Origin of the sequence: Paenibacillus plantiphilus, assembly GCF_927798095.1 — a bacterium.
Lineage (GTDB): Bacteria > Bacillota > Bacilli > Paenibacillales > Paenibacillaceae > Paenibacillus_Z > Paenibacillus_Z plantiphilus.
The window spans coordinates 135,388-146,982 of sequence record NZ_CAKMMF010000009.1; the positions used below are offsets into that span (position 1 = coordinate 135,388).

Here is an 11,595-nt window from a genome sequence, read left to right on the forward strand (position 1 = left end):
CTATGCGAACAGATGCACAAATGAACACTATTGGAGGGAAATTAAGCATGAGTGAATCAAATCAGGAATATATCGTAATCTCGGGTGCGAGGGAGAACAATCTCAAGAACGTATCCTTGCGCATTCCTAAGCGGAAGATCACGATCTTCACCGGGGTATCCGGATCCGGCAAGTCATCAATCGTCTTCGATACGATTGCCGCAGAATCCACGCGCCTGCTGAATGAGAACTTCAGCATGTTCGTTCGCAATTTTCTGCCTCGTTATCCACAGCCGGATGCGGACGCAATCGAGAACCTGAGCATGGCCGTTATTGTGGATCAGAAGCGGCTGGGCGGCGGTTCCCATTCCACGATGGGCACGATTACCGATATTTCTCCGATTCTCCGTCTTCTCTTTTCCCGAGTGGGTCAGCCCAATGTTGGACAAGCGCATATGTTCTCGTTTAACGATCCGCATGGCATGTGTCCCGAGTGCAATGGGATCGGCCGAAAGCTAGGCGTAGACATGAGCAAGGCGGTGGATATGTCAAAGTCGTTGAATGAAGGGGCAATCATGCTGCCGGATTATGGGGTAAGCAGCTGGGAATGGTCGATGGTTGTGCAGTCGGGTTCCTTCGATCTCGACAAGAAGCTGAGCGATTATTCGGATGAGGAGCTGGAGCAGCTGCTGCATGGCAAGGCGAGAAAAGTGAAGATGGATTTCGCCGGTAAGGCTATGAATATTACAGTGGAAGGCATCATTGAGAAGTTCACCAACAAATATATCAAGCAGGATGTGAAGACGAAGTCCGAGCGTACGCAAAAAACGGTCGCGCCGTACATCTCCGAGGGGCCATGCTCCAGCTGCCGCGGCGCGAGGCTCAGTCAAGCCGCGCTCAGCTGCAGAATCAATGGACTTAACATTGCAGAGATGTCCTCCATGGAGGTCGGCCAGCTCATCCGCGTCATTCAGGAGATTGACGATGCGATCGCCGCGCCAATCGCCAAGTCGTTAACAGAGCGGCTGCAGCATCTGGTGGATGTCGGACTTGACTACTTGACGCTGGATCGTGAGACGGATACGTTGTCCGGCGGCGAGTCGCAGCGCGTCAAGATGGTGAAGCATCTTAGCGGCAGCCTGGTGGATGTCACTTACATTTTCGATGAGCCAAGCGTAGGCTTGCATCCCCGTGATGTACACCGGTTAAATGAATTGCTTCAGAAGCTGCGCGACAAGGGCAATACCGTTATTGTCGTCGAGCATGATCCTGATGTGATCAAGGTGGCGGATCATATTGTTGACGTTGGTCCTCATGCAGGCAGCCGCGGCGGTACGATCACGTATGAAGGAAGCTTCCATGGACTGCTGGAGGCCGGCACACTGACAGGCAATCATATGAAGCGGCCGCTCCAACTGAAGCAGGATTGCAGGCAGCCTTCCGGCAAGCTGTCTATCAAGGAGGCCACTTTGCACAACGTGCGGAATGTGAGTGTAGATATTCCAACCGGGGTGCTGACAGTCGTTACAGGTGTCGCCGGCTCGGGCAAGAGTACGCTGATCAACGACGTATTCCTGGGCGAGCATTCGGATGCGATTGTCATCGACCAATCGGCGGTAGGCGTGTCAACACGCTCGAATCCCGCGACCTACACGGGCATTATGGATGATGTGCGCAAGGCGTTTGCTACCGCGAATAAGGTGAACCAAGGCTTGTTCAGCTTCAACTCCAAGGGGGCTTGCGAGAACTGCCAAGGGCTCGGTGTTGTGTATACAGACCTTGCATTCCTCGACAGCGTGAAACTCCCATGCGAAGCATGCGGAGGCAAACGGTTCAAGGAAGAGGTGCTCGCGTACACGCTGAACGGCAAATCTATTGCAGAAGTGCTTGAGATGACAGTGGAGCAGGCATTGGATTTCTTTCAGCTGAAAGAGGTTGTGCGCAAGCTCCAGGCAATGAGTGATGTGGGGCTGAACTATATTACACTCGGCCAGCCGCTCAGCACGCTCTCGGGCGGGGAATGCCAGCGCATTAAGCTGGCAAGCGAGCTGCATAAGAAGGGCAGCATCTACGTGATGGACGAGCCGACGACCGGCCTGCATATGTCAGATATCGGTCACCTTATGGAGATTATGAACCGGCTCGTGGATGCCGGCAATACGGTGATTGTCATCGAGCACAACCTCGAAGTGATCAGCCAAGCGGATTGGATCATCGATATGGGGCCGGACGGAGGGAGCAGAGGCGGTCAAGTCGTGTTCGAGGGCACGCCTCCACAGATCATCCATGCGGAGCAGTCGATCACAGGGAAATACTTGTTGTAAGCACTAAACTCTGATCAATCTTTACGATTACAGACAAATCAAATAACTCTACCAAATGGTAGAGTTATTTGGCGTTTGCGATCAACAATTAAAACAAGGGTTTACTGGATTGCTCCTGTATTGCAGATAATCTATAAATCGCTTGACCGCGAGTGGTGCGGAATCCTTATCTTTCATTGCAAAGCCGATCTTGCGATAGGCTGGTACTTCGAGTTCTTTAACCACAATCCGGTAGGGGATACGCTTCAAAATAAGCTCAGGCAAAATGCTGATCCCCAGACCACTTTCTACCATCGACATGATGGCATAATCATCCCACGTCGTAAACTGCACCTTTGGTGTAATATTATATCGCTCAAATATTTCCGATATTTCAGCCTTTGCGCCTTTTTCCAAGAGCATGAATGGGTCTTCGCCTAATGCCCCGACAGGAAAACGATCACAACCGGCCAAGGAGTGGTCTTCCGGCAAAATCACAAGCAGCTTGTCCTGCTCCAAAAAGATCGTCTCCAGCTTGGGATGTGTCGGAAGTCTGAGAAAACCGCAATCGACGCGCCCTTCCAAAATCCAGCCTTCGATTTCTGTATAGTCACCAAGCAAAAGCTCATAGTCAACGTTCGGAAATACTTTTTGAAATGCTTTGATTATATTTGGAAGCCAATGGGTGGCTACACTTGAAAATGTCCCAATCCGTATAAACCCTGATTGGAGACCGTGTAATTCGTCAATTTGTGTTTGCAATTTCTGATATTCATGACATACATTTTGTGCGAAAGGAAGCAGTAAAAGACCTTCAGAGGTCAGACTAACGCCAGATCGTCCACGCTCAAGGAGTGAAACCTTCCATTCCGTTTCCAAATCGTTAATCATGCGGCTGATGCCCGACTGTGAGTAGTTCAATGCTTCAGCAGCTTTTGTAAAGCTCCCGTATTCTACTGTTTTGACTAATGCCAAGTATTTTTGGATATTCATATCCATCCTATTCCCACCCCTAGCATCTGTTTTTGTCATCTATAACATGATGAACATTCGTTTTAGTAATGTTAAAAAGGATGATACACTATATCGCAATAGAACTCAATATGGGATGTATGCAAGGGCGGATGATCTCATTGGTTCACCATCATATTAGTAGAAAGCGGGAATAACATATGAAGGAAAAAATTTATTTTATTATGTCGATGATCATCTTCGGTGCAGTTGGCGTGTTCGCCAAATATATCAACTTGTCCTCCGGAGAAATTGCCTTGCTCTTGAGCTTGATCGGCGGTCTGCTGCTGATGGTGGTTTTCATGTGGACTAGGCAAAGAATGTCGTGGCAGCAAGTGAAGAAGAATGCCGCTGTTCTCTTCATTGCGAGCGCAGCACTGAGCGGCAACTGGATCTTTCTGTTTCAAGCATACAAGGAAACAACGATTGCTAATGCAGCGTTGAGCTATTATTTTGCGCCTGTTATTGTTATTATGCTCTCACCCTTCGTTCTGAAAGAAAAGCTGTCGCTCAAAAAGGCAGCATGTGTCGGTATTGCTTTGCTCGGCTTGTTCTTCATTTTGCAAAATGGCAGGATGGATGCAACCGGGCATCATCTGCTAGGCATCGCCTACGGACTTATCGCGGCGGGTTTCTATGCTGTTTTGACGCTGATCAACAAGTTTATTCGGGACCTCGACGGGCTGACCAATACGCTTCTGCAGCTTGGTTTATCGGTGGCGATGTTGCTCCCATTCGTGCTATTCACAAGCGGTTTCGACATCTTTTCAATCACCGGTGATGCGGTTGTAATGATACTCGTGCTCGGTATCCTTCATGGCGGGGTTGGATTTTATCTATTCTTTGCTGGAATGAAAGAACTGCAAGGCCAAAGCATCGCCGTATTGAGTTATATCGACCCCCTAACCTCATTATTGATATCAGCTCTGCTTGTAGGAGAGAGGATGACTTTGCAGCAACTGATCGGCGCTGCCTTGCTGCTGGGCTCCACTTGGTTAGGTGAAGCTGGTGGAGAGAGGAAGGGGTGAGTCGATCAGCGTAACGTATTGTCGCAGCGGATGAGGCGAATGTGCTTGCAAGCATTCCGACGGCATTGTCAGAGGATTCGCCCGTGCGGAGGAGAGGGTGCTCATGATCCAGCATCAGCCATTTTTGCATCTATCGACCATACTTTTTTAATGGCTTTTGAAGTGCGTCCACAATGGCTGCGATGATACTTGTTGCTAGAATACCCATTAGACATAATGATGTAGGTCCCGCTGCATCATCACTATTTGTAACTGTAGCAAGCACCCTTAAACTTACTATTGCTATCACAATGAGAATAATGAATGTAAAAGCACATCTCTTTATAGTCTGCAAGGATTTAAGAGATAATTCAGAGAAAGCATTGTTCTTCTCGATGTAGGTTAATAATTTAAATGCCTGATACAACGAAACTGAAAACGCAATACAGAATCCGTATGCACATATTAAGAAGGGGATTAGGAAGTACGCCGTATCTGGATGTACCCTTGCATCTCTAACGGCTATCCCAGGCAAACAGATACATAAAGCAAGCACTGCAATTCCAGCCAGAACAATAATTACCTTTAAGAAAGTGGTTGAACCTCGTTTAACATGCATTGAAATCACCTCACACTTATATAATAACAAAATGATTTTATCACATGACTTATCGTTATACAATAAATTAATGTTGTTATTAACTAAAATATTATTGTTATTGAAGTTCCCCTTTGAAGAAGGAATATCGGTCAAGTCCATGGAAGGCGATGGAGTTGACCATGCCGAAGCCTACATTTAAAAGGTATAGGATTCACCGTCATCCGGTATTAAAACATTAGAGGAGCTTCCTTTTTCAGCAAGGAAGCTTCTTAGTTCTTCTCTGGATAATGTCCAGTGATTGACGGCTTCCATATGGACTGAAATGATTTTGGAGTTTGGAGCTGCTTGACACACGTGATAAATATCCTCTTTACCCATTACTAAAGAACCGCCTTGTAGAAATTGGTTATCCCCGCCATTTACGACAATGATCTCTGGTTTGTGGACTTCGATTATTTCTTGAACAGCTTCATACCAAACTGTATCTCCAGCTACATATAACGTTTTCTCATCCTCGTGCTTAAAAACTACGCCACAAACCTCACCGGCAAGCTTTACGATTTCCCCTCGACCGTGTTCTCCTTTTGTCTTGATCAGTTGGATATCTTCAAAATATGAATCCTCATCAAGAACTTCGACTCGCCGAAAGCCGGCATTGCGAACTTCAATTGCATCGTCTTCGTTCTGTACAAACATCGGGATATCTTTTGGAAGCACCTCTTTGGCTGTATCGTCAAAATGATCCAAATGCAGATGGGTTACAATAACAGCATCAACATTTATAATATTGTCAAGAGAAGTGGGTAAGCTCACCAACGGATTAAATTGATCCCCTCTTAACGAGTTCGGAAAAGGCGGGTAAGCACCTTTGTCCGCCAGAAACGGGTCAATCAAAAATTTCATGCCAGCATATTCAACAACCAAGGTTGCATTTCTAATCCCTGTAACTTTCATATTTACAGCCCCTTTTGTTTGTTATGCTCTTATTGTATCGGAGGGGCAATTTGGTTTACATCGTTTTAATCAAGTCATTTGGCGGTTTGACTTGAGTTTTGAAACTAATCTAAACTAAGCCTTATTCAAACTCTACGTTTTATTTTCTACAGGGGGATTACAATGGATCACACCGATATGCTTATTTTGGCTGAATTATCTAGAAATAGTCGTATTACAATGAAGGAATTAGGGGGGAAGGTGCATTTGACCGGACAAGCAACCGCAAGTCGTGTTGCGAAGCTGGAGGATACTGGTGTTATAGAGGAATATTCGATTAAAGTGAATCAATTTAAATGTGGTTATTATATTCATGCCTTTATTACGATCTATACGAATACCCCTAATACTCATAATCATCAGCCTTTGCTTACCTTTATCCAGGACCAAGAGCAATACGTATTAAATAACTACAAAATTAGTGGAGATGGCTGTTACATTCTTGAGTGCAGATTTCCATCCAATGAACACGCAGATAAATTTCTGGAAGGATTGAACAAGTACGCAAACTACAAATTGTCGATTGTTATTAAAAAATCATGAAGCCGGTGTTTTACGTCTCATAAGGATACCGGCTTTTTATCGCAGCTATGTGACCAGTATTGCTAATATTGTCCCCGAAGGTCTTGAAGGCAACCGGCACATCATTCAACTGCTCCTTTTTTTTGTGATGTCTTGCGCGATGGGACTTTACTCGAAGAAGTCGGCTTGATTGTGAACAGAGCAAGAATGGAGCAAAGCAATGCGCTGCCAGCGAATAAGTAGAATAGCCACGCCTCGTTCTTTAACATGACCGAGGCAATCAATGGACCTAACGCAACGCCGATGAATCGGGCACTGCTATACAAGGATGTGATCGTCCCGCGCTGCTTTTTCTCGATGCCTTCCGTAATCAACGCATCAAGGCTCGGGAGGACGAGACCGATTCCTCCGCCGCTAACGAACATGAGTGAGATCAGAAACCACATACTCTTCGTGTTGGCTATGCCGCAAGTCAGCATCGCAGCAGTCAGAACGAAAAGCCCGATCACGCTGAATACCTTCATGCGGAGCTTATTCTCACCCACGATTTTGCCCGTGATATACGAGGAAATACAGATGGCGCTTAACGGAATCGCCAATAGAAGTCCTTTTTTGATCCCGTCGATGTGGTAATGATGTTCAAGGACGGATGACAGATAATAAAGAAATCCGAACATGATGAACATTGCTAGGCAGCCGATGGAGAAAATCGCATAAAGCCAGTGTCCTTTCTCGGCCAGTAATAACGCTGTATTATGTATAAACGATCGAAAGCGATTTTCCGTGTTCGATTCCTCCTCAGCAGTGGAATCACTCGATCCGGGAGTTTTCACGAAGAACAACACAGCCAGAATAGAAAGGATCGAGATAAACGGAATTACGGCGAGCGGCAGAAACCAAAAGACCAACGCAAGGGAGGAGCCTAATACGGGACTGAGTACTTTGCCGAACGTATTGGAAGTTTCGACCATGCCAAGACCCTTGCTTACTTCTTCTTTACTGTCAAACATATCGCCGACCAAAGGGAGCACAATCGGAAAAGCTCCGGCGGCTCCTATGCCTTGGATGAACCGCCCCAGCAAAATGACATAGTAGCTGCCATGTTCCTTCATAAGCCATGCCGCCAGTCCCGAAATCAATCCGCCAACCGCCACAATAATTAAGCTGATGACGATAATCCGTTTACGACCGAAACGGTCCGATAAATACCCCGCAATAGGGATACATACGATGGACACGGCAGCATAGACCGTTATGATTAAGCTCGTCTGTAAATCAGATATGTTTAATTCCCGCTGCATCAAAGGAAGAATCGGGATGAGCATTGAATTCGCAAGCGTCATAATCAATGGTATGGACGACAACGCGGCCAAATCCAATTTCTTTTTTTCTTTCATTATTGACGCTCCTTCACACATCCGACTAATTTCACACCTGGATAATAATCGTGAAAATCATGGGCCTTCTCTTCGTATGAGCATACAATGAGTCGATGCCAAGTTTAGCCCTGTCAAGAATGACTATAATGTTTCTCGCAATAGTCGGGATTATCCATATCATCAATGGAACAATCTGTCTTGCTATCGCTGAATAGCAGGTTATTGTGCAGGTAAACACCTGATCCTGCAGCAGCAAAAGTGTTGCAATAAACCCTCGGCGGACAGTTTGGCGAGATGAGAACGATGATGCCATATTTCAAGATATTCGGAACGAATTCATTTTCGATTCAGAATGAATAACAAATATACAAATGGGTAAAATTTTTCGAGGGGTAAAAGAATCTGCATCCGTAACCCCCTGACAACAACCGTACCATTGGGCCACATGGTACGGATTTGATTTTTTTAGCTTATGAAGTCGACAAGGTTAGATGCTCAAAAAGACGAATTTGTATGGTATGCATTTGGGGAAGAGGGGACGAGGTAAGTTGATTTATAGGTTCTAACGCATAGTTCAATTCCTTTGCGGGAAAACCAAAGGTGATTCACTAAATCAGCTGAGGAGTTGACTTACTTGAGGAAAATAAAGGTCCTGTTGACGTTTTCACTGCTAAGCTGCTTTACATTAATGCTGGGCGCCGGAATCATAAGCGCCGCTGGATCAAATCAGATAAATAATATGACTTCACTCACTGCCCAAAGCAACCAGTCTTCCGACAACCGTTCGATGAATAGCAACAATATGAACTCAAATAGTGGAGGGAACTATCGAGCTAATGCAACCAACAATGATAATGATTTCGATTGGGGCTGGTTAGGCCTTTTAGGTTTAATCGGTTTAGCTGGTATGAGAAGTCGTAACCATGACCGTAATCCTCAGCGCTCGTAACCTACACGATATCCAAAAAGATTGTGACTAATGGTTAGCCTCCACTGATAGAAGCCGATAGCTGCACTCGCATCGTTGAATAAAGTGACCTGGAAAGCGTTTAGAAAGTCGTCTGACAAGTACATCGATCTGATTTTTGATGGGGAATTGTAATTCCCCATCAAAAATTTCTGGTCATGAATTTGGAGCGCACCCTCAGAATTCATTCAGTAACCCCAACAGCAAGTCCTTTGATTGACATTAAATGAATGATCATTTATTATTCCTTTATGAGACATAGAGACGATAACAAAGTAGAAGCAATCTTTGATGCAACAATACAGCTCGTCAATGAGATCGGATTTGCCGAAACGTCGATTTCTAAAATTGCTAAAAAAGCAAACGTTTCGGCTGCTACGATTTACATTTATCATGAAAACAAGGAGGACCTGCTTCTTAAAACTTACCTGAAAGTAAAAGGTAAAATGAGTGAGAAAATGTTTCAAGGCTTTGATGCTTCTAAAACGGTAGAAGAACGGTTTGACTCGATCATTCGCAACTACGTTCAGTTTATACAAAACCACAAGCAGTATTTTTTGTTCATGGAGCAAATCATGAATTCGCCACTGCCTCAGAAATGGTGTCTAGAAGATACGGCAGGTCTTTTTCAACCGATTTTCGAGATGTTTGATACCGGTAAAGTGCAAGGCTTATTTAAACAAGAGGATGTTCGTACGTTAATCGTATACGCGGTCTTGCCGGTAGCCGAACTGGCAAAGATACATTTGAAAAACGGAACTCAATTCGAAGATGAACAAATAAATGCGGCTATCGTTATGAGCTGGGATGCCATAAAAGCATAATCAAAACAGAGAATGCGATGCCGAATATTTTTTACAACAAAATAAATGAACGTTCACTAATAAGTGCTTGATAAATGAAAAGGAGATCATAAAATGACAAAACCGCCGTTTGACAATCGAGGTATAACCTGATGATCCCTGTTCTGATATGCGCAGCTATTATTATACTATCAACTGCATTTTTCCTAAACTACTATCCACCATTCGGACAAAAAGAGTCTGCGGAGAAACGCAATAGCTACCGACATCTTCCGAATTACGGCCGCAAAAAATTTGTGAATCAAATCCCTACCTCCATGAGCATGAGAATGGCAGACTTGCTATCTATATTACGGGACTATGTGAAGGGGAATCCAAATCGGAAACCGATTACTCCGCTGCCGGTTAAGCGCGTAGATCCCGCTAGTATACAACAAGAAAACCTAACGCGTGTGACATGGTTCGGGCATTCAGCACTTATGCTGGAATTGGAAGGGAAAACACTGCTGTTCGACCCGATGTTAGGAACTTCTCCAACGCCGATTCCCATATTCGGCAATAAGCGTTTTAGCAAAGATGTTCCTATCGACCTCGACAAGCTTCCGGTTATCGATGCAGTTATTTTTTCTCATGATCATTATGATCATCTGGATTACAGTTCCATTCAAAAGCTGAAGGGAAGAGTTAAGCATTTTTATGTACCGCTTGGCCTCGGTAGTCATTTAATGCGCTGGGGAATCGGCCAATCGAGCATTACCGAACATAATTGGTGGGATACGTCCACATTAGATGGAATTCAATTAATATGTACGCCGGCGAGACATTTTTCAGGGCGCAGTCTGTTTGACCGGGATTCGACCTTATGGTCCTCATGGGTCATTATAAGTAATAGGAGCCGCGTGTACTTCAGCGGTGATAGTGGGTTTGGTCCACATTTTCAGGAAATTGGCGAAAAATACGGTCCATTTGATTTGACACTCATGGAATGCGGTCAATACGACAAGCGTTGGTCTAATATTCATATGATGCCTGAAGAAACAGTCCAGGCTCATCTGGATGTGAAGGGGAAATTGTTGCTTCCCATCCATTGGGCAGGATTCACGTTGGCCCTGCATGACTGGAATGAGCCAATCGAACGTGTGACGAAAGCAGCCAGGGAAGCACAAGTGAACATCGTTACACCGTCAATTGGGGAGACTTTAAGAATTCCTTCATTCGAATCTCTGGTATATGAAAATGTTACATGGTGGAAGAAAAAATAAAAACAGCGCTTGCCGCTGTTTTTATTTTGCTTGACCGACCAGACTCTTGGGTAAGCTACACCATAATCCCGCAATCAAAGAAATCGATTGCGGGATTATGGCGTCCATGATCAACTTATTTTAATAAACACTAATCACATAATTATTAGGAGTAAAGGGAAATGATGCACTGCTCACATCGATGTTAGCAACTGCTCCCGGCTGCAATATTATATCATAGACATAGAGCCCAGGCTGCTGCGCCAAATAGTGTATCCTACCCTGGCCACTAATGTTAATGCTGGATGGATAATAGTTGGCTGATGCTGAGCTGGAAACAATTAATTGATATGCCCTAGCATACGGACTGAAATTAAAAATTTTGAATGATTCTGTTGCACCGGGAGCCAACGTACGGTAAGAGCTATAACCAGAATCAATTTGAGTATAGGACGAAGTACTAACTGTTCCAGTCGGTGTACTCACGGACGCGGATGCATTAACATTTGAAGAAATCAACAGTGATCCAATAATAAGAGCTGCACTTAATAAAGCGATAGAACTTTTCTTTAATCTGTTAATAAACATTATTGTAATCCTCCTAAGCATTCCTATAAGTAGACTGGCCAGTCCCTTATCTTAAATTACCTCTATTTACATATTTATGTAATGAGGCATTGGAACCAATTTACTTTTACAATTTTTAAGGAGTTACAATGCGCTAATTTCATCGAAATAGATCGAATAATGAGGTCCGAGTGTGATGTAAGGTTAGGTGAGACTATCCTT

General features: G+C 44.6%; 11 protein-coding genes. 6 read left to right on the forward strand and 5 right to left on the reverse strand.

Annotated elements, in window-relative coordinates; translation table 11 throughout:
- The first annotated feature begins 47 nt into the window (after nt 1–47).
- Entirely contained in the window at nt 48–2,303 is a 2,256-nt protein-coding gene (locus L6H65_RS10175) for an ATP-binding cassette domain-containing protein (RefSeq protein WP_236341120.1), read from the forward strand.
- Between the two features lie 81 nt (nt 2,304–2,384).
- Here the strand turns inward: L6H65_RS10175 and L6H65_RS10180 are convergent, their stop codons facing one another.
- Nucleotides 2,385–3,275, reverse strand: a complete 891-nt coding sequence (locus L6H65_RS10180; RefSeq protein ID WP_253074659.1) for a LysR family transcriptional regulator — start codon at nt 3,273–3,275, stop codon at nt 2,385–2,387.
- 179 nt (nt 3,276–3,454) lie between these two features.
- On the opposite strand from L6H65_RS10180, the gene L6H65_RS10185 reads away from it, so the two are divergent.
- The gene (locus L6H65_RS10185) at nt 3,455–4,321 is read left to right on the forward strand and encodes a DMT family transporter (protein WP_236341124.1); all 867 of its coding nucleotides are present in this window, start codon (nt 3,455–3,457) and stop codon (nt 4,319–4,321) included.
- Nucleotides 4,322–4,451: 130 nt separating this feature from the next.
- Here the strand turns inward: L6H65_RS10185 and L6H65_RS10190 are convergent, their stop codons facing one another.
- On the reverse strand, nt 4,452–4,919 hold the full coding sequence (locus L6H65_RS10190; protein WP_236341126.1) for a DUF2975 domain-containing protein: 468 nt from the start codon (nt 4,917–4,919) through the stop codon (nt 4,452–4,454).
- A gap of 177 nt (nt 4,920–5,096) precedes the next feature.
- Nucleotides 5,097–5,855, reverse strand: coding sequence for an MBL fold metallo-hydrolase (locus L6H65_RS10195; protein WP_236341128.1), 759 nt, complete (start codon nt 5,853–5,855; stop codon nt 5,097–5,099).
- Nucleotides 5,856–6,017: 162 nt separating this feature from the next.
- Between L6H65_RS10195 and L6H65_RS10200 the strand changes: the two genes are divergently transcribed.
- Nucleotides 6,018–6,437: an Lrp/AsnC family transcriptional regulator gene (locus tag L6H65_RS10200; RefSeq protein WP_236341130.1), complete on the forward strand. Its 420-nt coding sequence runs from the start codon at nt 6,018–6,020 to the stop codon at nt 6,435–6,437.
- Between the two features lie 101 nt (nt 6,438–6,538).
- On the opposite strand, the gene L6H65_RS10205 is transcribed toward L6H65_RS10200, so the two are convergent.
- Nucleotides 6,539–7,813 carry an MFS transporter gene (locus L6H65_RS10205; protein ID WP_236341132.1) on the reverse strand — a complete coding sequence of 425 codons (1,275 nt, stop codon included), beginning with the start codon at nt 7,811–7,813 and terminating at the stop codon, nt 6,539–6,541.
- A gap of 616 nt (nt 7,814–8,429) precedes the next feature.
- Between L6H65_RS10205 and L6H65_RS10210 the strand changes: the two genes are divergently transcribed.
- The 3 genes from L6H65_RS10210 to L6H65_RS10220 all read left to right on the forward strand — a co-directional run bounded on the left by L6H65_RS10210 (nt 8,430) and on the right by L6H65_RS10220 (nt 10,827).
- Complete coding sequence (locus tag L6H65_RS10210; RefSeq protein WP_236341139.1) at nt 8,430–8,744, forward strand: WGxxGxxG family protein; 315 nt, start codon at nt 8,430–8,432, stop codon at nt 8,742–8,744.
- 248 nt (nt 8,745–8,992) lie between these two features.
- Entirely contained in the window at nt 8,993–9,586 is a 594-nt protein-coding gene (locus L6H65_RS10215) for a TetR/AcrR family transcriptional regulator (protein ID WP_236341141.1), read from the forward strand.
- Between the two features lie 308 nt (nt 9,587–9,894).
- Nucleotides 9,895–10,827, forward strand: coding sequence for an MBL fold metallo-hydrolase (locus L6H65_RS10220; RefSeq protein ID WP_236341143.1), 933 nt, complete (start codon nt 9,895–9,897; stop codon nt 10,825–10,827).
- A gap of 120 nt (nt 10,828–10,947) precedes the next feature.
- Here L6H65_RS10220 and L6H65_RS10225 read toward each other — a convergent pair whose 3' ends face one another.
- A complete protein-coding gene (locus L6H65_RS10225; RefSeq protein WP_236341145.1) occupies nt 10,948–11,394 on the reverse strand; it encodes a hypothetical protein in 447 nt (148 codons plus the stop codon).
- Nucleotides 11,395–11,595: the final 201 nt, after the last annotated feature.